The sequence below is a fragment of the Streptomyces sp. NPDC005803 genome, assembly GCF_040630435.1.
Taxonomy (GTDB): Bacteria; Actinomycetota; Actinomycetes; order Streptomycetales; family Streptomycetaceae; genus Streptomyces.
Genome location: NZ_JBEXXO010000011.1, coordinates 150,098 through 172,443, shown reverse-complemented (window position 1 = coordinate 172,443; position 22,346 = coordinate 150,098). Strand labels below are relative to the sequence as shown.

General features: G+C 69.2%; 14 protein-coding genes. 12 read left to right on the top strand and 2 right to left on the bottom strand.

The annotated features are described in order from the left end of the window. Positions 1–73 precede the first annotated feature (73 nt). Positions 74–1,243: a xylose isomerase gene (xylA, locus tag ABZ454_RS17815; RefSeq protein ID WP_356312109.1), complete on the bottom strand. Its 1,170-nt coding sequence runs from the start codon at positions 1,241–1,243 to the stop codon at positions 74–76. A gap of 269 nt (positions 1,244–1,512) precedes the next feature. On the opposite strand from xylA, the gene xylB reads away from it, so the two are divergent. The 4 genes from xylB (at position 1,513) to ABZ454_RS17795 (ending at position 7,258) form a co-directional block, all read left to right on the top strand. Next, positions 1,513–3,006 carry a xylulokinase gene (gene xylB / locus ABZ454_RS17810; protein ID WP_359538971.1) on the top strand — a complete coding sequence of 498 codons (1,494 nt, stop codon included), beginning with the start codon at positions 1,513–1,515 and terminating at the stop codon, positions 3,004–3,006. A 57-nt stretch (positions 3,007–3,063) separates the two neighbouring features. Next, positions 3,064–5,319: an alpha-xylosidase gene (gene yicI, locus ABZ454_RS17805; protein WP_359538968.1), complete on the top strand. Its 2,256-nt coding sequence runs from the start codon at positions 3,064–3,066 to the stop codon at positions 5,317–5,319. 268 nt (positions 5,320–5,587) lie between these two features. Beyond that, positions 5,588–6,478 carry an aminoglycoside phosphotransferase family protein gene (locus tag ABZ454_RS17800; protein ID WP_359538967.1) on the top strand — a complete coding sequence of 297 codons (891 nt, stop codon included), beginning with the start codon at positions 5,588–5,590 and terminating at the stop codon, positions 6,476–6,478. Between the two features lie 135 nt (positions 6,479–6,613). Next, a complete protein-coding gene (locus ABZ454_RS17795) occupies positions 6,614–7,258 on the top strand; it encodes a histidine phosphatase family protein (protein WP_356312124.1) in 645 nt (214 codons plus the stop codon). 86 nt (positions 7,259–7,344) lie between these two features. On the opposite strand, the gene ABZ454_RS17790 is transcribed toward ABZ454_RS17795, so the two are convergent. Then, positions 7,345–11,190: a GH92 family glycosyl hydrolase gene (locus ABZ454_RS17790; protein ID WP_356312126.1), complete on the bottom strand. Its 3,846-nt coding sequence runs from the start codon at positions 11,188–11,190 to the stop codon at positions 7,345–7,347. Between the two features lie 499 nt (positions 11,191–11,689). Here ABZ454_RS17790 and ngcE point away from each other — a divergent pair, with 499 nt between their 5' ends. The 8 genes from ngcE to dxs all read left to right on the top strand — a co-directional run bounded on the left by ngcE (position 11,690) and on the right by dxs (position 22,240). Beyond that, complete coding sequence (ngcE, locus tag ABZ454_RS17785; protein ID WP_356312128.1) at positions 11,690–13,132, top strand: N-acetylglucosamine/diacetylchitobiose ABC transporter substrate-binding protein; 1,443 nt, start codon at positions 11,690–11,692, stop codon at positions 13,130–13,132. A 53-nt stretch (positions 13,133–13,185) separates the two neighbouring features. Continuing rightward, positions 13,186–14,109: a sugar ABC transporter permease gene (locus ABZ454_RS17780; RefSeq protein WP_356312132.1), complete on the top strand. Its 924-nt coding sequence runs from the start codon at positions 13,186–13,188 to the stop codon at positions 14,107–14,109. A gap of 142 nt (positions 14,110–14,251) precedes the next feature. After that, positions 14,252–15,121: a carbohydrate ABC transporter permease gene (locus ABZ454_RS17775; protein ID WP_356312745.1), complete on the top strand. Its 870-nt coding sequence runs from the start codon at positions 14,252–14,254 to the stop codon at positions 15,119–15,121. Between the two features lie 212 nt (positions 15,122–15,333). Next, positions 15,334–16,533: an ROK family transcriptional regulator gene (locus ABZ454_RS17770; RefSeq protein WP_356312134.1), complete on the top strand. Its 1,200-nt coding sequence runs from the start codon at positions 15,334–15,336 to the stop codon at positions 16,531–16,533. 132 nt (positions 16,534–16,665) lie between these two features. Further along, positions 16,666–17,724, top strand: a complete 1,059-nt coding sequence (locus tag ABZ454_RS17765) for a substrate-binding domain-containing protein (protein ID WP_359539101.1) — start codon at positions 16,666–16,668, stop codon at positions 17,722–17,724. Between the two features lie 230 nt (positions 17,725–17,954). Next, positions 17,955–18,743, top strand: coding sequence for an ATP-binding cassette domain-containing protein (locus tag ABZ454_RS17760; protein ID WP_030979331.1), 789 nt, complete (start codon positions 17,955–17,957; stop codon positions 18,741–18,743). After that, positions 18,740–20,038: a sugar ABC transporter permease gene (locus ABZ454_RS17755; RefSeq protein ID WP_359538962.1), complete on the top strand. Its 1,299-nt coding sequence runs from the start codon at positions 18,740–18,742 to the stop codon at positions 20,036–20,038. Before ABZ454_RS17760 ends, ABZ454_RS17755 begins: the two co-directional genes overlap by 4 nt. A 279-nt stretch (positions 20,039–20,317) precedes the next feature. Continuing rightward, positions 20,318–22,240, top strand: a complete 1,923-nt coding sequence (dxs, locus tag ABZ454_RS17750; RefSeq protein ID WP_356312751.1) for a 1-deoxy-D-xylulose-5-phosphate synthase — start codon at positions 20,318–20,320, stop codon at positions 22,238–22,240. Positions 22,241–22,346: the final 106 nt, after the last annotated feature.

The window sequence follows — 22,346 nt, the reverse complement described above, 5'->3', positions numbered from 1 at the left end:
CGGGCACGGGTCCGGCAGACCCGCGCCCGGGGAGAAGGGGTGTCCGGCGGCTGCCCGCCGGACACCCCGGGTGTCAGCGGACGCCGAGCAGGTGCTCCATGGCGAGCTGGTCGAGCGCCTCGAAGGCCATCGAGCGCTGGGCGGCGCCGTCCACGTCGAAGTCCTCGTACGCGGAACGGTCCGCGAGCAGGGCCTTGACCCCGTCGGCCGCGGTGGGCTGCGCCAGCTCGTCCAGGCGGGAGGCGGCCAGCGCCTCCTTCACGGCCGGGTCGGCGCGGAACGCCAGCGCGCGCTCCTTGAGGATCAGGTAGTTGCGCATGCAGTTCTTCGCGGACTCCCAGACCCCGTCGATGCCGTCGGTGCGCACCGGCTTGAAGTCGAAGTGCAGCGGGCCCGCGTAGTCCGAGTCCTCCAGGAGGTCGACGAGCCAGAAGGCCTGGCGCAGGTCGCCGGCGCCGAAGCGGAGGTCCTGGTCGTACTTGATGCCGGACTGGCCGTTGAGGTCGATGTGGAAGAGCTTGCCCGCCCACAGCGCCTGCGCGATGCCGTGCGCGAAGTTCAGCCCGGCCATCTGCTCGTGGCCGACCTCGGGGTTCACGCCGTACATCTCCGGGCGCTCCAGGCGCTCGATGAAGGACAGGGCGTGGCCGACGGTGGGCAGCAGGATGTCGCCGCGCGGCTCGTTCGGCTTGGGCTCGATCGCGAAGCGGAGGTCGTAGCCCTGGTCCACGACGTACTCGCCGAGGAGGTCGAACGCTTCCTTCATCCGGTCCAGCGCGACCCGCACGTCCTTGGCCCCGCCCGACTCGGCGCCCTCGCGGCCGCCCCAGGCGACGTACGTCTCGGCGCCCAGTTCCACGGCGAGGTCGATGTTGCGGATGACCTTGCGCAGCGCGAAGCGGCGGACGTCGCGGTCGTTGGAGGTGAAGCCGCCGTCCTTGAAGACGGGGTGCGTGAAGAGGTTGGTGGTGGCCATGGGGACCTTGAGACCGGTGCGGTCCAGGGCGGCCTTGAAACGCGTGACGATCGCGGCGCGCTCGCTGTCGGAGGCGCCGAACGGGATCAGGTCGTCGTCGTGGAACGTCACGCCGTGCGCGCCGAGCTCCGCGAGGCGCTCGACGGACTCGACCGGGTCCAGGGCGGGGCGGGTGGCGTCACCGAAGGGGTCGTTGCCTCGCCAGCCGACGGTCCAGAGCCCGAAGGTGAACCTGTCGGCGGGGGTGGGGGTGAAGCGATTCGACATTCTGCTGCCTCTTGTCGACATGGCCCGGACGGCTGCTCTGCCGTCCGACCGATTTGTTTGCTCGCAGTACTAATACGGCATCTTGGCGTTTGTTTCTAGACCATCCTGGTGACACACCCGTCACATAGGGACAACGTGACAGCTGAGCCGGGGGTCTTGACGCTCGGTCCGGGCAGGCTATGGGCGGCTTTCCGGGTTGTCGAAGCGCTTCGAAGAATTATTTGTTTTGTGTACGATCAAAACCGGGACCCACAGGAACGAGGTACGACATGCCGTCGCGACCAGCCAGGAAACCGGACACCGCGCCGGCATCGGCCGTCATCGGCGTGGACAGCTCCACCCAGTCCACCAAGGCCGCCGTCGTCGACACCGCCACCGGCCGGCTGCTCGCCGTGGGCCGCGCCCCGCACACCGTGACCGGCCAGGGCGGCGCCCGCGAGAGCGATCCCGAGCAGTGGTGGCAGGCCCTGTGCGCGGCCGTCGCCGCCGCCCTCGCCGAATCGGGTGTGGACCCGGCCGCCGTCACCGGAATCGCCGTGGCCGGCCAGCAGCACGGGCTGGTCACGCTGGACGCCGAAGGCCGCCCGCTGCGCCCCGCCCTCCTGTGGAACGACACCCGCTCCGCCCCGCAGGCCGCCGCCCTCACCGCCGCACTCGGGCGGGAGGGCTGGCTGGACCGCACCGGATCGGTGCCCGTCGCCTCGATGACCGCCGCCAAGTGGATGTGGCTGCGCGAGAACGAACCGGCGACCGCCGCGGCGACCGCCGCCGTCCGCCTCCCGCACGACTTCCTCACCGAGCGGCTGAGCGGCGCCGCCGTCACCGACCCGGGCGACGCGTCCGGCACCTTGTGGTACGACCCCGCCACCCAGCGTTACGACCCCGAGCTGCTCGCCCTCACCGGCATGCGCGCGGACATGCTGTCCACCGTCGCCGCCACCGGGGCCACCCGCGCCGGACACCTCACCACCGAGGCCGCCCGCGCCCTCGGCCTGCCCGCCGGCATCCCCGTCGCCGCCGGCACCGGCGACAACATGGCCGCCGCGGTGGGCCTGGGCCTGGGAGCCGAAGGGCTCCTCGACCACCCGGTGGTCAGCCTCGGCACCTCCGGCACGGTCTTCGCCGCCACCCGCAACCGTCCGCACTCCGCGCTGCTCGCCGGTTTCGCCGCGACCGACGGCACCCGCCTCCCGCTGGGCTGCACCCTGAACTGCACCCTCGCCGTGGACAAGGTCGCCGAGTTGTTCGGCCTGGACCGCGAGGAGGCCGTACCCGGCGGCGAGGCCGTACTGCTGCCCTTCCTGGACGGCGAGCGCACCCCGGACCTCCCGGCAGCCTCCGGCCTCCTGCACGGCCTGCGGCACGACACGACCCGGCAGCAGATCCTCGGCGCCGCCTACGAGGGCGCGGTCGTCGCCGTGCTGCGCGCCCTGGACGAGCTGCCGCTCGACGCGCCGGACGCGCCGCTGCGGCTGATCGGCGGGGGAGCGCGCGGCACGATGTGGGTGGAGACCGTGCGCCGGCTGTCCGGCCGTGCGGTGATCCTCCCGGACTCCGCCGAGCTCGTCGCCCTGGGCGCGGCCGCCCTCGCCGCGGGCGCCGCCACCGGCCGCGACCCGGTGGCCCTGGCGACGGAGTGGGGCACCGGCGAGGGCCGCGAACTGCCGGCCGTACCCCGGGACACGGCCACCTGGGACCGGGTCGCCTCCGTCCTCGACCGGGCCGCGCCGGCCCTCCTGAACGGGCTTCCCCCGCATTCCTGACGACTGACGACCGACGACGCACCCCGAACACCCCGTACCGGTTAAGGAAGACCCCCCATGAAGTTCACCGACGGCTTCTGGCAGATGCGAGACGGTGTGAACGCCTCGTACGCCACCGAGCTCCGCGACCTCCGCCTCGACACCGACCGCCTCACCGCCTACGCCGCCGTCAAGCGCGTGACGCGGCGCGGGGACACGCTCAACGCCCCCCTGATCACGGTGGAGGCGTACGCCGCCGCCGAAGGCGTCATCGGCGTCCGCGTCACCCACCTCGCGGGCAAGCGCCGGCCCGGCCCGGACTTCGCCCTCCCCGGCGCCACCGGGGACGCCACGGCCACCACCCGCGACGACGGCACCGCCGCCGAACTCACCAGCGGTCCGCTCACCCTCCGGCTCCCCGCCGAGGGCGGCTTCGGCCTGGAGTTCCTCGACGCGGACGGCCGGCTCCTGACCGCCGCCGGCCCCAAGGGCACCGCCTTCGCCACGGTCCAGGACGGCGGCCACCACATGTTCGCCCAGCTCGCCCTCGGCGTCGGCGAGACGATCCACGGCCTCGGCGAGCGGTTCACCCCGTACGTGAAGAACGGCCAGACCGTCGACATCTGGCAGGCGGACGGCGGCACCAGCAGCGAGCAGGCGTACAAGAACATCCCGTTCTACCTCTCCTCGCGCGGCTACGGCGTCTTCGTCAACCACCCCGGCAAGGTCTCCTTCGAGGTCGGCTCCGAGGCCGTCGGCCAGGTGCAGTTCAGCGTCGAGGACCAGACGCTGGAGTACTTCGTCGTCGCCGGCCCCACGCCCAAGGACGTCCTCACCCGCTACACCGCCCTGACCGGCCGCCCGGCGCTGCCGCCGGCCTGGTCGTTCGGCCTCTGGCTGACCACCTCGTTCACGACCGACTACGACGAGGCGACCGTCACCTCGTTCGTCGACGGCATGTCCGAGCGCGGCATCCCGCTCTCCGTCTTCCACTTCGACTGCTTCTGGATGCGCGAGTACCAGTGGTGCGACTTCGAATGGGATCCGAAGACCTTCCCCGACCCGGTCGGCATGCTCGCCCGGCTCAAGGAGAAGGGCCTGAAGATCTGCGTCTGGATCAACCCGTACATCGCGCAGAAGAGCGCCCTGTACGCCGAGGGCGCGGAGAAGGGGTACTTCGTCCTGACCCCTGAAGGCGACATCTGGCAGTGGGACAAGTGGCAGGCCGGCATGGCGCTGGTCGACTTCACCAACCCCGAGGCCACCGCCTGGTTCCAGGCCAAGCTGAAGACCCTCCTCGACCAGGGCGTCGACGGCTTCAAGACGGACTTCGGCGAGCGCATCCCCACCGACGTCGTCTGGCACGACGGCTCCGACCCGGAGCGCATGCACAACTACTACACGCACCTGTACAACAAGGCCGTCTTCGAGCTCCTGGAGAAGGAGCGCGGAGCCGGCGAGGCCGTCCTCTTCGCCCGCTCCGCCACCGCCGGCGGCCAGCAGTTCCCGGTCCACTGGGGCGGCGACTGCTGGTCCTCGTTCGGCGCGATGGCCGAGTCCCTGCGCGGCGGCCTCTCCCTCTCCCTGTCCGGCTTCGGCTTCTGGAGCCATGACATCGGCGGCTTCGAGGGCACGCCCGACGCGGCGGTCTTCAAGCGCTGGCTCGCCTTCGGCCTGCTCTCCTCGCACAGCCGGCTGCACGGCTCCTCGTCCTACCGGGTGCCGTGGGAGTTCGGTGACGAGGCGGTCGCGGTCGCCAAGCAGTTCACCGAGCTGAAGCACCGCCTGATGCCGTACCTGTACGGCGCCGCCGTCGAGGCCCACCGCACCGGCGTCCCCACCATGCGCCCGATGCTGCTGGAGTTCCCCGACGACCCGGCCACCCGCACGGTGGACCGGCAGTACCTGCTGGGCCCCGACCTCCTCGTGGCACCGGTCTTCAGCGAGGACGGCCAGGTCGAGTACTACGTCCCCGAGGGCGTCTGGACCCACTTCCTGACCGGCGAGACCGTCACAGGACCCGCCTGGCACCACGGCATCCACGGCTTCGACAGCCTCCCGCTGCTGGTCCGCCCCGGCGCGGTCCTGCCGCTCGGCGCGGACGCCTCCCGCCCGGACGGCGACTGGACGCAGGACCTTCAGCTGCGGGTGTACGCCCCCGAGGGCCTGGGCGACTTCACCCGTACGGTGACGGTCCCCGACCTCACGGGCGCCCCGGCCGCCACGTACGAACTGGTCCGCGAAGGCGGCACGCTCCGCGTCACAGCCGACACGGACCGGCCGTACGAGGTCGTGGTCGTCGGCGACGAGGCGCTGGACGTGGTCAAGGGCTGAGGAAGCGGCCGGCCCCCTCGGCCACGGCGTCAGGTACGCGGAGCAGAGGGGGCCGGCGGCCGTCCCGTGCGGTGACGGAACGGCGCGACCCGCCGCGGAGGAACGGCGAGGCGGATCGGGCGGAACCGGCCGTGTGCCCCGCCGCGCGGACCGTCGGCCCCTTCGGCGACCGCTGGACTTGCGGAGCCCTCCCCTGCGGTTGACGGGTGCGGCGGCGCCGGGGTCGGATGTCCGGAGACCGGACTTCGACCTCTCCAGGACGGCAGGAATGAGCACAGGCAGGATGCACGCCGACGAACCCGAAACCGGCCCTCCGCTCGTGCGCCGGCTGATCGCCGCGCAGTTCCCGCACTGGGCCGGCCGGCCCGTCGAACGCGTCGGCGCCGCCGGGACGGCCAACGCGATGTACCGGCTCGGCGAGGACCTCGTCGTGCGGCTCCCCCGTACCGCGGGCTCGGCCGGCGACACCGCCAAGGAACACCGCTGGCTGCCGCGCCTGGCCCCGGCGCTCCCGGTCGCCATCCCCGTACCGCTGGGCGCGGGCGTGCCCGGCGAGGGCTACCCCTGGCCCTGGTCCGTCTACGGCTGGCTCGACGGGACCTGCCCGACGGTCGGCGACACCGCCGAAGCCGCCCCGCTCGCCCGGGACCTGGCCGGCTTCGTCACCGCCCTCCACCTCGTCGACCCCGCCGACGGGCCCCCGTCCTACCGCAGTGAATCCCTGGCCGCCCGGGACACCGCGGTCCGCGAGGCCCTCGCGGATCTGCGCACCGAGACCGACGCCGTGACGGCCGCCGAGGTCTGGGAGACGGCCCTGCGCGCACCGGCGCCGGCCGGCCCGCCCGGCTGGATCCACGCGGACCTGCAACCGGGGAACATGCTGACGGCCGGCGGGCGCCTCACCGCCGTCATCGACTTCGGCTGCCTCGGCCTCGGCGACCCCGCCGTCGACCTGATCTCCGCCTGGTACGTGCTGCCCGCCGGCGCGCGCGGCACCTTCCGCGACGCGGCCCGGGCGGACGACGCCGCGTGGGCGCGGGGCACCGGCTGGGCGCTCTCCATCGCGCTGATGGAGCTTCAGTACTACCGGGGGACCAACACGTTCATGGCGGAGACCGCACGGCACGTCATCGCGGAGATCCTCGCCGATCAGCGGTAGCGCGCGTAGCCGCATCAGGTCACCCCCGGGCGCGCCCGCCCGCCTCGCCACGGCCGGAATGCAATCGTGGACCAGCGGGTTCGCACCATCGACAGCACATGAGCGGAAACAGCACTGAGAGCGGATGGCCTTCACATGGGCGAGTTGATCCTGATCCGGCACGGCGAGACGGAGTGGTCCCGCAACGGACAGCACACGAGCCACACCGACCTGCCCCTGACGCCCCTGGGCGAACGCCAGGCCCGCGCCCTCGGGCCCCTGCTCGCCGACCGCGACATCGCCCTCACCCTGGTCAGCCCCTCGGTCCGGGCCCGGCGCACCGCCGAACTCGCGGGGCTCGTCGCGCCCCGCATCACCCCCGAACTGCGCGAGTGGGACTACGGCGCCTACGAGGGCATCACCACCCGCGAGATCCGGCTCACCCGCCCCGACTGGAACCTCTGGACCGACGGCGTCGCCGCAGGCCCCGCGGCGCACCCCGGCGAGTCCCCCGCCGAGGTCGGCGCGCGGGCCGACCGGGTGCTGGCCGAGGTCGCGGAGGCCGCCGGACGCGCCGGTGACGGGGACATCGCGCTCGTCGCGCACTCCCACTTCCTGCGCGTGCTGACGGCTCGCTACCTCGGTCTGACCCCGGCCGAGGGCACGCTGTTCCAGCTCGCCACGGGCGCCGTGTCCCGGCTCGGCACGGAGCACGGCAAGCCGGTGATCACGGCCTGGAACGTGACCCTGCCCGAGAGCCTGTTCCCCGCGGCCGTCCCGGAGACGCCGGAACACGTCTGAGCGCGCCGCGAGGCTCCGCACCCGTCCGAAAGCGACCGGCCGGCGCCCCCCGAAGGGGCGCCGGCCGGTCGTGGACGGGCGCGGGATCAGGAGATCAGCTCCACCTCCGCGAGCGTCGACTCACCGTCGAGCACCAGCCGGTAGTGCGCGTACGAGGCGGGGGCGTTCACCGTGAAGGCCCTCGTCTGCTTGTTCCAGGCGAACGACTGGCCGGACCGCTTGTCGAGGTCCTTCCAGGTCGTGCCGTCCGAGGACCCCTGCACCACCCAGCCGCTCGGGGCCTTGGCCGCCTCGCCCGACGTCAGCGTGTACTGGACCGCGTTCGTCGCCGAGGGGACCGGGAGGTCCACCGTGGTGGCGGTGGCCGTGGTGGCCGAGGTGTTGTCGAACAGGGCCCCCTCGCCCTTCAGCACGTCCTTCTTCGGCGACGGGACCTGGTCGTCCTTGGTGAGGGAGACGGGAGCGGCGTCCTTGCCGGTGCCCCAGGCGGACGGCTTGGAGCCCATGTCGAACTCCAGCACCCCGCCCTTGGCCAGCAGGTCGTGCGGCAGCGAGGTGGAGGTCCACTTCTTGCCGTTGACCTTCAGGCCCTGGATGTAGATGTTCTTCGCGCTGTTCTTCGGCGCCTTGACGACCAGGTCGTGGCCGTTCTCCAGGTGCACGGTCGTCTTGGTGAACAGCGGGGAGCCGATCGCGTACTCGCCACTGCCCATCACCAGCGGGTAGAAGCCGAGCGAGGAGAACAGGAACCAGGCCGACTGCTCGCCGTTGTCCTCGTCGCCGTGGTACCCCTGGCCGATCTCGCTGCCCGTGTACAGGCGGCCGAGGACCTCGCGCACCTTCTCCTGCGTCTTGTACGGCTGCGAGGCCGCGTCGTACATGTACGTGACGTGGTGCGCGACCTGGTTGCTGTGACCGTACTGGCCCATCCGCACGTCACGCGCCTCCGTCATCTCGTGGATGACGCCGCCGTACGAGCCGACGAACTCCGGGCCCGCCGTCTCGGGGGTGGAGAAGTACGTGTCCAGCTTCTTGGCCAGACCGTCCCGGCCGCCGTACAGGTTGGCGAGGCCCTTGCTGTCCTGCGGGGCGGTGAACGCGTAGCCCCAGCCGTCGGTCTCCGTGTAGTCGTAGCCCCAGACCCGCGGGTCGTACTGGTCGGAGGGGAGCCGCCAGTCGCCCTTGGCGTCCTTGCCCTGGAAGAAGCCCGCCTTGTCGTCGAACAGCTCGACGTAGTTGCGGGCCCGGTTCAGGAAGTACTCGGACTCGTCCTTGTAGTGCTGCTTGTGCGTCTTCGCGTAGAGCGCCTTGCCCATCTGCGCGATGCCGTAGTCGTTGAGGTAGCCCTCCAGCGACCAGGACAGGCCCTCGTGGGTCGAGGTGTTCGCGTACCCGACGAACGGCGAGGTCACCATGCCCTTGCGGCCGACGCCCGAGGTCGGCGGGACGACCGTGGCGTTCTTCAGGGCCGCGTCGTACGCCGCCTCGGCGTCGAACTTCACGCCCTTGACGTAGGCGTCGGCGAACGCGACGTCCGAGGAGGTGCCGGTCATCAGGTCGGAGTAGCCGGGGGAGGACCAGCGGGAGATCCAGCCGCCGTCCTTGTACTGCTGGACGAAGCCGTCGACCATCTCGCCGGCCTTCTTCGGCGTGAGGAAGGAGTACGCCGGCCAGGTGGTCCGGTAGGTGTCCCAGAAGCCGTTGTTGACGTACACCTTGCCCTGGACGATCTTCGCGCCGGTGTGCGTCGGGGTGTCCGAGCCGACCTGCGGGGAGAACGGGGAGGCGTACGTGTCCTTGCCGTCGACCTTCTCGAAGCCCGAGTTCGGGTAGAGGTAGAGCCGGTACATGCTGGAGTACAGCGTGGTCAGCTGGTCGGCGGACGCGCCCTCGACCTCGACCTTGCCGAGCAGGTCGTCCCAGGCGTCCTGCGCCTTGTCCTCGACCCGGTCGAAGGAGCGCGAGGCGGGGATCTCGGCGGCCAGGTTGTGCTTCGCCTGGTCGACGCTGATCAGCGAGGTGGCGAGCCGCAGGTTGACGGTGCGGTCCTTGCCCGCGTCGAAGCGCAGATAGCCGGTGACGTCGTCACCGCCGCCGCCGGAGAGCTTGCCGCTGCCGGTGACGGGGGCGTCGAAGACGCCGTACACGAAGAGCCGGGTGGCGCCGGTGGAGCCGCCGCTCTTCACGTCGGAGTAGCCGGTGAAGGAGCTGGTCGCCGGGTCGAGGGTGAGCCCGCCGTCGTTGGAGACGTTGTCGAAGACGATGCTCGCGTCCTTGCCCGGATACGTGAACCGCATCCGCGCCGCGTGGTCGGTCGGCGTCATCTCGGCCTTGAGGCCGTTCTCGAACGTCACCCCGTAGTAGTGGGGCCGCGCCGTCTCGTTCTCGTGCTTGAACGGCAGGGCGCGCGCCGTGCGTGACGCGTCCGGGGTGCCGGAGGCGGCCGACGGCATCAGCTGGAAGGTCTGCCGGTCGCCCATCCAGGGGCTCGGCTCATGGCTGGCGCTGAAGGCCTGCAGGGTGGGCAGGTTGTCGTCGTTGTTGCCGCGCGCGTAGTCGTACAGCCAGCTGGTCGATCCGGCGTTGGTGACCGGCGTCCAGAAGTTGAAGCCGTTGGGGACGGCGGTGGCGGGGAAGTTGTTGCCCCGGGAGAAGGAGCCGCTGGAGTTGGTGCCGCGGACGGTCGAGGCGTAGTCCGAGAGGTGCTTCTTGCGCTTCTCGGGCGCCTGGGGCGCGATCGCGATGTCGTCGATCCAGCCCTGGAACTTCGACGGCCCCTTGGGGGAGTCGTACGCGACGAGGATGCGGTCGACGGTCTTGCCCGCCGCGACCGTGCCGATCCGCGCGTCGACCTTGTTCCACTGGTTGACGTACAGCCGCTTGGCGTCGGCCTGCCCCGCGGGGGTCAGCAGACCGCCGTTGGAGTCGGTGGCGCGCAGATCGCTGAGGTAGGTGCCGTCCGTGAACGCCAGGTCCACCGCGACGTGCGTGGCCGGGTAGGACAGGTCCGTCTCGCCCATCTGGGGGTACACCAGGTAGGAAAGTTCGGTGTCCCGGGTGACGGCCGTGTTGACGTCGAAGATCTTGTTGTACGAGTAGGCCCGGCCGTCCGCCTTGTGCGTACCCGCGTACCGCAGTGCCTTCTTGCCGGTGAAGCCGGCGCCGGCCTTGGCGGTGGGGGAGCCGGACGGACCGCGGTCGACCTGGCTGCGCATGTCGTCGGGCGCGGGGGCGGAGGTGTTCCCGTCGGAGAACTGGACGTCGGCGAGCTGGGTCGCGTCCGAGGCGCCGTTGTTCTTCGTGATGTCCAGGCGGAAGTGCTGGTAGGCCTTGTCCGCCGTGAAGTCGTACGACTTGGTCTGGAAGCGCTCGCTGAAGGTCTGGCCGGTCCGGGAATCCAGGTCCGTCCAGGTCTTGCCGTCCTCGGAGCCCTGCAGGGTCCAGTCCTTCGGGTCCCGCTCGTCGTGGTCGTCGGCCGAAGTCAGCGCGTACGTCACGACCTTGACCGGCTCGACGAGATCGAACTCGACCCAGGCCGTGGGCTCGAACGAGAGCCACTTCGTACCGGACTGGCCGTCGACGAGGTTCTCCTTCACCTCGCCGCCGCCGGTGTTCTCGTCACTGGCCCGGAGATCGGTGACCTTGTCGGTGACATTGCCCGGTATTCCGGCGGAGAAGCCGCCATCGATACCTGATGCCCGCTTCGTGCCGTCAGGGCCTTCTTCGACGGTATTGCGCCAGTCCGGCTGCTTCTCGTCCGCCTCGAAGGACGAGCTGAACGTCCGGTCGCCGGCGGCCTTCTGGCCCTTCGCGCCCGCGCCGGCCGAGGTGGCCGCGGCCGCGGTGGGGGCTGTCACGAGCAGGACGAGTGAGGCCGCGATCAGAGCGGCGGTGCTGCTTTGTCTCTTGCGAGAACCGTGTCGGGGCTGCATGCCGAGCCATTCCTCCCGAGGAAGTGCGCTTGGACAACGTTGTCAGAGGGGGGCGCAGGAACCAGTAGGGAGTGAAGTGGCGCTTGGTGTCAAGGGTGTTGGATCAGAGACGGCGTGCGAATCGACCGTAATGCGGAAATCGTTACATCCGAAGGAGGCCGTGCGGTGCCGAGGTATCCGCGAGGTCTCAACTCGGGAAAGACTGCCGTCCAAACCTGCATTCGATCTTGCTCAGTTGGCGACAAGTGGACTATACCTGTCGGCGTCCGCACAGCTTTTTTCCACGTGTGCGGTCAGGGGAGACACGGGGGCAGGACAACAGGACGCCGCAGGTGCGTCCCTTGTTCGGTCTCCTCGCGCCCCCACTGCAATGACCAGCCTGAAATCTGCACCACCCAAGCGCAACTGACCGCGGTGGCGGGGCCCTTCGCCTGAGGCGAATATCGACGGGGCGACCGGTACACACCGCCTGAGTCCTGGAGAAGGCGAGGACTTGAGCATGGGATCCACCTCCGCCCACAAGAATGAGGGCCTTGGCCGTCGCGATCTGATCAAGCGGTCTGCCGCACTCGGTCTGATCACCGTCCCGACGATGAGCTTCCTGTCGGCCTGCGCGAGCAGCGACAGCGGCAGCGACGACCCGGTCGAGAAGGGCAAGACCAGCGCCAAGAACCCGCTGGGCGTCAACGAGACGGCCGCTCTCGACGTGGTCATCTTCGACGGCGGCTTCGGCCAGCAGTACGCGATCGACGCGGAGAAGAAGTACACCGCGGCCTTCCCGAAGGCCAAGGTCAAGCACTCCGCGACGCAGAAGATCCAGTCGCAGCTGCAGCCGCGCTTCAACGGCGGCACCCCGCCGGACCTGATCGACAACTCCGGTGCCGAGCAGATGGACATGGGCGTCCTCGTCGACAAGAAGCAGCTGTTCGACCTGACGGCACTGATGGACGCCCCGTCCATCGACGACCCGAGCAAGAAGGTCCGCGACACCCTGCGCCCCGGTGTCCTGGAGATGGGTCAGTTCGACGGTGACCCGGTCTGGATCATGTACTACGCCTACACCGTGTACGGCGTCTGGTACTCGCAGACCAATCTGGAGAAGCTGGACGCCGAGTATCCCGAGGACTGGGATGCCATGCTCGCCCTGTGCGCAAAGGCGAAGAAGCAGGGCATCGCCGGCTGGACGTACCCGGGCAAGTACCCGTACTACCTGCCGTTCTCGCTCTACCCCTTCATCGGCAAGATCGGTGGCCGGGAGGTTCTCGACAAGATCGACAACCTGGAGCCGAACGCCTGGAAGGACCCCGCGGTCAAGGCGGCGTTCGAGGCGTACTACGAGCTGTACAAGAAGGGGTACATCCTCAAGGGCACCCCGGGCCTGACCCACATCCAGTCGCAGACCGAGTGGACCAAGGGCAAGGCACTCTTCATCCCGAACGGTTCGTGGGTGGAGAACGAGGCGGCGCCGACCACGCCCAAGGACTTCAAGATGATGGTCTCGGCCCCCTCCAGCCTCGACTCGTCGGACAAGCTGCCCTTCGGCACCATCTGGGCGTCCGGCGGCGAGCCCTTCGTCGTCCCGGCCAAGGCGAAGAACCCCGCGGGCGGCATGGAGCAGCTGCGCATCATGCTCTCCGAGGAGTCCTCGAAGAACTTCACCAAGCAGGTCAAGTCGCTGAGCGCCTTCAACGGCGGCACCGACGGTCTGACCCTCTCCACGGCCATGCAGGCCGGTGTCGACGCGCTGAAGAAGGCCGGCGACAACGTGGTGAACCCGCGTATGCAGGACTGGTACGTGAAGCTCCAGAAGGAGCAGATCGGCACCGCCGGCATCGGCGAGATGATGGCCGGGCGTCTGACGCCCGCCGAGGCCATCAAGAAGATCCAGGGCTACGCGGACGCCGCGGCCAAGGACTCGTCCGTCAAGAAGTACAAGCACTAGTGAGCAACCGTCACCAGCGGCGGCACCCGCGGAAAGATCGGGGTCGGTAAACGATGCAGCACGGCAAGTACCGGTTCATTGTGGGGTTTCTGGTAGCCCCACTGGCGTTGTACGCGGTCTTCGTCATCTGGCCGTTCATCCAGTCCATCTACTACTCCTTCACGGACTGGACCGGCCTGAGCCCGGACTTCAAGATGGTCGGCCTCGACAACTACACGAGGATGTTCAAGGACGACATTTTCTGGAAGTCGCTGCAGCACAGCGTGCTGCTCGTGCTGCTGCTGCCGCTGGTGACGCTGGGCCTCGCGCTCTTCTTCGCCTTCATGCTCAATGTCGGAGGCCGGCGGCGGAAGAACGCCGCGGTCTCCGGCGTGCGGGGCTCGGGGTTCTACAAGATCGCCTATTTCTTCCCGCAGGTGCTCTCGATCGTCATCGTCGCCCTGCTGTTCCAGTTCGCGTACAACCCGCGCAGTGGAATGCTGAATTCGGCGCTCAAGGGAATCGGGCTCGACTCCGTCCAGCCGGACTGGCTGGGCGACCCGAACCTGGCGCTCATCTGCGTCATGGTGGTGCTGGTCTGGTCGACGGTCGGGTTCTTCGTCGTCCTCTTCTCCGCCGGAATGGCGTCGATCCCGAAGGACTTCTACGAGGCGGCGCTCCTGGACGGGGCCAGCCGCGTCACGACGTTCTTCAAGATCACCCTGCCGCTGCTCTGGGACACGGTGCAGTCCGGGTGGGTCTACATGGGCATCCTGGCGCTCGGGGTCGAGGCCTTCACGACCGTGCAGGTCATGACCGTGGGCCCCGGCGGCCCCGACTACGCGACCTCGGTCCTGCCGCTGTACGTCTACCAGACGGCCTTCCGTGACGGTCAGGCCGGATACGCGACCACGATCGGTGTGGGGCTGCTCATCGTCACCATGGTGTTCGCCGCCATCGTGATGCGTCTGGGCCGGCGCGAGCGGCTGGAGTTCTGATGCTGTGCCTCCCGGGACGCGTCGCCCGGATCCCCAGCAGGCAAGACAGCCCGGTCCCGGCGGCCGGCTCGACAGTACGAGGTGAGCACACGTGAAGGCCACTGAAACCCCTCCCGTGGTCACGGTGACGGAACCGGCCCCCGTGTCCAAGGGCCCCGCGCAGGGCGGCAAGAAGAAGAAGAGCGGTGAGGGCAAGGTCCTCAACGTCTTCTCGCACGGAGTGCTGATCATCTGGGCGATCCTGGTGGTCCTGCCGCTGCTCTGGGCGGTCATGACCTCGTTCAAGACCGATGACTCGATCCTGTCGACGCCGTGGGCTCTGCCGGACAAGCTTCACTTCGAGAACTGGTCCCGCGCCTGGGGCCAGGCGCACATGAGCGAATACTTCTTGAACACCATTGTGGTGGTGGGCGGTTCACTCATCGGCACCCTGCTGCTCGGTTCGATGGCGGCCTACGTGCTGGCCCGGTTCGACTTCCCGGGCAACCGCTTCGTGTACTACCTGTTCATCGGCGGGATGAGCTTCCCGATCATCCTGGCGCTGGTCCCGCTGTTCTTCGTGATGAACAACATGGGGCTGCTGAACACGACGCACGGCCTGATCCTGGTCTACATCGCCTACTCGCTGCCGTTCACCGTCTTCTTCCTCACCTCCTTCTTCCGGACGCTGCCGACGTCCGTGGCGGAGGCGGCGATGCTCGACGGGGCCTCGCACACCCGGACGTTCTTCCAGGTGATGCTGCCGATGGCGAAGCCGGGCCTGATCAGCGTCGGCATCTTCAACTTCCTGGGGCAGTGGAACCAGTACATGCTGCCGACGGTGCTGAACAGCGACCCCGACCACCGGGTGCTCTCCCAGGGGCTGGTCGAACTGGCCAACAGCCAGGGCTACAAGGGCGACTGGTCCGGCCTTTTCGCCGGTCTGGTGATGGCGATGCTCCCGGTCCTCGCGGCCTACATCGTCTTCCAGCGCCAGGTCGTGGCCGGCCTCACCGCAGGCGCGGTGAAGTAACGGCTCAAGCGCTTTCCGCGACCACCGAACCGCCCGCCGGCAGTCCTGCCGACGGGCGGTTCGTCTGTGTACGGGGGAGTTCGCGGAGCGTGCCGAGCGAGGGTTCGGTGCTCATCCGAGGCTTCGACTGCTCAAGGTCTTGACGGGGCGTACCCCAAAACGCTCAGCTTAGAGTTCACATGTTGGAGAATATGGCAGGAGTGAGAGAGTCGATGGAGACTCCGGGGTCGCAGACATCTCTGCATCGCGCCAACCTTGAGCGGGTGGTGCGGGCCGTACGTATGGCGGGTTCGCTCACCCAGGCGGAGATCGCCAGGAGCACGGGCCTCTCCGCGGCCACCGTCTCCAATATCGTTCGTGAACTGAAAGAGGGCGGCACCGTCGAGGTGACCCCCACCTCGGCCGGCGGCCGCCGGGCCCGCAGCGTCTCGCTCAGCGGGGACGCGGGCATCGTCATCGGCGTCGACTTCGGGCACACGCACCTGCGGGTGGCGGTCGGCAACCTGGCTCACCAGGTGCTCGCGGAGGAGTCCGAGCCGCTGGACGTGGACGCCTCGTCCGCCGAGGGCTTCGGGCGGGCGGAGCAGCTGGTCAACCGGCTGATCGAGACCACCGGGATCAGTCCCGGCAAGGTCATCGGGGTGGGTCTCGGTGTTCCCGGCCCGATCGACGTCGAGTCCGGCACGCTGGGCTCCACGTCGATCCTGCCGGGCTGGACGGGCATCAACCCCAGCGAGGAGCTCGCCGGACGCCTCGGTGTGCCGGTGTACGTCGACAACGACGCCAACCTCGGGGCGCTGGGCGAGCTGGTGTGGGGAAGTGGGCGAGGGGTCCGCGACCTCGCGTACATCAAGGTCGCGAGCGGTGTCGGCGCCGGTCTCGTGATCGACGGGCACATCTACCGGGGGCCCGGCGGCACGGCCGGCGAGATCGGCCACATCACCCTCGACGAATCGGGCCCTGTCTGCCGCTGCGGCAACCGCGGATGCCTGGAGACCTTCACGGCCGCCCGGTACGTCCTGCCCCTGCTCCAGCCCAGCCACGGGGCCGACCTCACCATGGAGCGGGTGGTCCAGCTGGCCCGCGAGGGCGACCCGGGCTGCCGCCGGGTGATCGGCGACGTCGGACGGCACATCGGCAGCGGGGTCGCCAACCTCTGCAATCTGCTCAACCCGAGCCGCGTGGTGCTCGGCGGCTCGCTCGCGGAGGCGGGGGAACTGGTCCTCGGGCCCATCCGCGACTCGGTGTCGCGCTATGCCATCCCCAGCGCCGCGCGCCAGCTCTCGGTGCTGCCCGGCGCCCTCGGGGGACGGGCGGAGGTGCTCGGCGCCCTGGCGCTCGTCCTGAACGAAATGGGCGATTCGACCCTTTTGGAGAGTACTCTCCCGGCAGCGACGCCTGTCTTCACTTAGATAACGAATGGCACCGTTGTCATCTCGTTAAGGATTTACTCCTTGACGCCGCCCCTGCGGCCGAGTTGACTTCCAGCCACCTCGGCCGCAACGCTGCGGCCTCGTCAGGGAGGCACACCCGCAATGAACGCAATGACGCGACGCATCGTCATAGGCACGGCCGCCGTTTCGATGGCCGTCTCCCTCGCCGCTTGTGGCAAGGCCGGCGACGACAAGAAGGACTCGGCGGACTCGGGCAGCAAGACCAAGATCGGTCTCCTGCTCCCGGAGAACAAGACCGCTCGCTACGAGACGCTGGACAAGCCGCTGTTCATCGAAGCGGTCAAGAAGGACTGCGCGGACTGCGAGGTTGTCTACAACAACGCGGCCGGTGACGTCGGCCAGCAGAAGCAGCAGTTCGAGCAGCAGATAGCCGATGGCATCAAGGTCATCGCGATCTCCTCGGTCGACGCCGAGAAGTCCGCCTCGTGGATCGCCGCCGCGCACAAGAAGGGCGTCAAGGTCGTCGCGTACGACCGCGCCATCGTCGGTGCCGACGCCTACGTGAGCCACGACAACGAGAAGATCGGCAAGCTCCAGGGCCAGGCCGTCCTCGACGCTCTCGGCTCCAAGGCGGCCGGCGCCAACCTCGTCATGATCAACGGTGACGAGAAGGACCCGAACGCCGGCCTGTTCAAGAAGGGCGCTCACGCCTCCCTCGACGGCAAGATCAAGATTGCCTACGAGGCGTCCGGCGAGTGGGACCCGAAGATCGCCGGCGAGAAGATGACCGCCGCCATCTCCTCGGTCGGCAAGGGCAAGATCAACGCCGTCTACTCCGCCAACGACGGCATGGCGGGCGGCATCATCACGTCCCTGAACAACGCCGGCATCAAGGACATCCCGGTGGGTGGCCAGGACGCCGAGCTCCCCGGTATCCAGCGGATCATCGCCGGCACGCAGACCTTCACGATCTACAAGTCGCCGAAGCAGCTCGCCCCGACGGCCGCCCAGTTCGCCGTCAACCTGCTCCAGGGCAAGGACATCGGCGCCGCGGGCAAGACGGACGGCGTTCCCTCCACGCTGCTCGAGCCGACCGTGGTGAACAAGGACAACATCCAGGCCACCGTGATCAAGGACGGCATCTACAAGGTCGCCGATGTCTGCGTCAAGGACATCGCCGCCAAGTGCACCGCACTGGGCATCAAGTAGTCCCTCCTCGCGCCAGGGCCGACAGACCCTGGCGCGTACGGGTTCGACCCGCCCCGCACGGCGGAGTCCACCCGCCCCATGACTGTCCGGCCCCGGCCGGCCCACACCCCGCTGCCGGCCGGGTGCCGGACATTCTTCCCCCAGTACTTCCAGTACGTCGACGCTGCCCTCATGGCGCGGCGTCGCCGCCGGTCAGGCGGCACATCCCCGCCGGTCAGGCGGCGAAGGAGATGGTTCACGTGTCACAGACGCCCGTGCTGGCGTTGCGTGGAGTCTTCAAGCGATTCGGAGCGGTCCAGGTCCTCTCCGGTGTCGATCTCGAAGTCCACGCCGGAGAAGTGGTCGCCCTCGTCGGCGACAACGGTGCAGGAAAGTCCACGCTGGTCAAGACGATCGCCGGCGTGCACCCCATCGATGAGGGCGTCATCGAGTGGGAGGGCGCGAAGGTGGACATCAACCGTCCGCACGACGCCCAGAACCTCGGCGTCGCCACCGTCTACCAGGACCTCGCGCTCTGCGACAACCTGGACGTCGTCGCCAACCTCTTCCTCGGTCGCGAGATCAAGAAGGGCGGCGTCCTCGACGAGGTCGCCATGGAGAAGCGGGCACAGGACCTCCTGTCCACGCTCTCCATCCGCATCCCCAGCGTCCGTATCCCGGTCGCAGCGCTCTCCGGCGGCCAGCGCCAGGTCGTGGCCATCGCCCGTGCCCTGGTCGGCAACCCCAAGATCGTGATCCTGGACGAGCCCACCGCGGCCCTCGGCGTCGAGCAGACCGCACAGGTCCTCGACCTGGTGGAGCGGCTGCGCGAGCAGAACCTCGGCGTCATCCTCATCAGCCACAACATGGCCGATGTGAAGGCTGTCGCCGACAAGGTCGCCGTGCTGCGACTCGGCCACAACAACGGCATCTTCCCCGTGGCGACGACCAGCCACGAAGAAATCATCGCCGCGATCACGGGCGCCACGGACAACGCCGTGACCCGCCGCAAGTCCCGCAGCGCGGAGGCATCCAAGTGAGTGAGACCAGCAAGACTTCGGCCGAGGTCCCGGCCCAGGCAAAGGCCACCGAGGCTCCCGTAGCGGCGGCCGGCGCGGTCAAGGTCGTCGACCCCCGCCTGCTCGTCCGCGAACAGGGCTTCAAGGGCTACTGGACCGAGTTCAAGCGCAAGGTGCGCTCGGGCGAGATCGGCTCGCTGCCCGTCGTGGTGGGCCTGATCATCATCGGGATCGTCTTCCAGCTCGAGACCGGCAACTTCCTCACCTCGTACAACCTCGACCAGATCACGCTGTACGCGGCGGGCCCCGGCATCATGGCCGTCGGCATCGTCTTCGTCCTGCTGCTCGGCGAGATCGACCTCGCGGTCGGTTCCGTCGCGGGTCTCGCGGGTGCGGTGTGGGCCGTGCTCGGCACGGACATGCCCGACGCCCTCGCCATCGTGCTCGGCATTCTGTCCGGCACGGTCATCGGCGCCTTCCACGGCATCGTCTTCGCCAAGATCGGCGTGCCCGCGTTCGTCGTGACGCTGGCAGGCTTCCTGGGCTGGGCCGGTCTGCAGACCTGGGTGATGGGCGACAAGTCCACCATCACCACCCCGCTCGGCAGCTTCGTCCGCGACCTGACCAGCTACTACTTCGCCGACATCGCCGCAGCCTACGGTCTCGCCGTGGTCGTGATCATCGCCTTCTACCTGGCGCAGCTGCGGGACACGCGCCGCCGCAAGGCCGCGGAACTGCCGCACCGCCCGCAGAGCGAGATCATTCTGCGCACCGCTCTGCTCGCCGTCCTGTGCCTCCTCGCCGCGTACGCGTTCAACCAGGAGCAGGGCCTCCCGCTCTCCCTGGTGATCTTCCTCGCAATCCTGGTCATCACCGACTTCGTTCTGCGCCGCACCACCTACGGCCGTCAGATCTTCGCGGTCGGCGGTGGCATCGAGGCAGCGCGTCGTGCCGGTATCAACGTGTCCTGGATCCGTATCTCGGTGTTCATGATCTCCGGCACGCTCGGTGCGGTCGGCGGTCTCTTCCTGGCCTCCGCGACCGGCGGCGCCGACCGTTCGCTCGGTGGCGGCAACCAGCTCATGATGTGCATCGCCGCAGCCGTCATCGGCGGTACGTCCCTGTTCGGCGGACGCGGCAAGGTCTGGTCCGCGCTGTTGGGCATCCTGGTCATCCAGTCGATCGTCCAGGGCCTCAACCAGATGAACCTGTCGTCGAACGCGATCCAGTACATGATCACCGGTGGAGTACTCCTCATCGCCGTGATCATCGACTCGGTCTCGCGCAAGACCCAGAAGACCGCGGGCCGCGCCTAGGTCCGGTCGTCGAACCGGCGTCGGACGGCGGCTCGACGACAGGACCTGGCACCACCCTCCTCCGGAGCGGCCACGACCGTGCCCGGCGCCCCTTCCCGGGGTGCCGGGCACCGTCACGTACCGGCGCAAGGTGGGACAGCACACTGCCGCCCGATGTCCGGGGCGGCGGGCGGAAGATTAGACTCACCGGATCGGCATGCTCGACCAGCACAATCGCAAGGAGGCACGGTGACACAGCCGCGCGAAGCGCGTCAGGCGGTGACGGGCGACGGATGGGATCTGCTGGCCCGCATCGGCGGACCGCGTGACCTGGACCGGCTCACCCCCGAGCAGCTGGAGCAGCTCGCCGAAGAGATCCGGACCTTCCTCGTCGACGCCGTCTCCAAGACCGGCGGACACCTCGGACCCAACCTGGGCGTGGTCGAGCTGACCATCGCCCTGCACCGGGTCTTCGACTCGCCGAAGGACAAGGTCCTCTTCGACACCGGCCACCAGAGCTATGTGCACAAGCTCCTCACCGGCCGCCAGGACTTCTCGAAGCTCAAGAGCAAGGGCGGCCTCTCCGGCTACCCCTCGCGCGCCGAGTCCGAGCACGACGTCATCGAGAACTCGCACGCCTCCACCGTGCTGGGCTGGGCCGACGGCCTCGCCAAGGCCAACGAGGTGCTGAAGAAGGACGACCACGTCGTCGCGGTCATCGGTGACGGCGCTCTCACGGGCGGTATGGCCTGGGAGGCGCTGAACAACATCGCCGCCGCCAAGGACCGCCCGCTCGTCATCGTCGTCAACGACAACGAGCGCTCCTACGCCCCGACCATCGGCGGCCTCGCGAACCACCTCGCCACCCTGCGCACCACGGACGGCTACGAGCGCTTCCTGGCCCGCGGCAAGGACATCCTGGAGCGCACCCCCGTCGTCGGCAAGCCGCTCTACGAGACGCTGCACGGCGCCAAGAAGGGCCTGAAGGACTTCATCGCCCCGCAGGGCATGTTCGAGGACCTCGGTCTGAAGTACGTCGGCCCGATCGACGGCCACGACCTGGAGGCCCTGGAGTCCGCGCTCCAGCGCGCCAAGCGCTTCGGCGGCCCCGTCATCGTGCACTGCCTCACCGAGAAGGGCCGCGGCTACACCCCGGCGCTGCTGGACGACGCCGACCGCTTCCACGCCGTCGGCAAGATCCACCCCGACACCGGCCTGCCCGTCGCCACCTCCGGCCTCGACTGGACCTCCGTCTTCGGCGAGGAGATGGTCAAGCTCGGCAAGGAACGCGAGGACATCGTCGCGATCACCGCGGCCATGCTCCAGCCGGTCGGCCTGACCAAGTTCGAGAAGGCCTTCCCGGACCGGATCTACGACGTCGGCATCGCCGAGCAGCACGGCGCGGTCTCCGCGGCGGGCCTCGCCACCGGCGGGCTGCACCCCGTCTTCGCGGTGTACGCCACCTTCCTCAACCGCGCCTTCGACCAGGTCCTGATGGACGTCGCCCTGCACAAGTGCGGTGTGACGTTCGTCCTGGACCGGGCCGGGGTCACCGGCACGGACGGCGCCTCGCACAACGGCATGTGGGACATGTCGATCCTGCAGTGCGTGCCCTCGCTGCGGATCGCCGCCCCGCGCGACGCCGACCAGGTCCGCGCCCAGCTGCGTGAGGCCGTCGAGGTCGACGACGCCCCGACGGTCGTCCGCTTCTCCAAGGGCGCGGTCGGGCCGTCGGTCAAGGCCGTCGGCACGGTCGGCGGCATGGACGTGCTCCGTCAGCCGGCCGCCGCCCGGCCGGACGTCCTGCTCGTCTCCATCGGGGCGCTCGCCCCGATGTGCCTGGAGATCGCGGACCTGCTCGACGCCCAGGGCATCTCGGCCACCGTCGTCGACCCGCGCTGGGTCAAGCCCGTCGACGAGGCCATGGCCCCGCTCGCCGCGAAGCACCGGGTCGTCGTCACCGTCGAGGACAACAGCAGGGCCGGCGGTGTCGGCTCCGCGGTCGCCCAGGCGCTGCGCGACGCCGACGTCGACGTACCGCTGCGGGACTTCGGCATTCCGCCGGTCTTCCTCGACCACGCCTCCCGCAAGGAGGTCATGGCCGAGATCGGGCTGACCGCGCCGGACATCGCCCGTCAGGTCACCGGTCTGGTCGCCAGGCTTGACGGCCGCTACGAGACGGACGCGGAGAGCCGCTCCGTGGCGGAGCCGGTCCGGGACTGACGCCTGCCGCCGCACTCCGATTGGGCCGGTCGCCCACCCTGTACGGGTGGTCCGACCGGCCCATTCGTGTGAATTCCCGCCGTATGCGGCGTGCTGCGGACGGCCG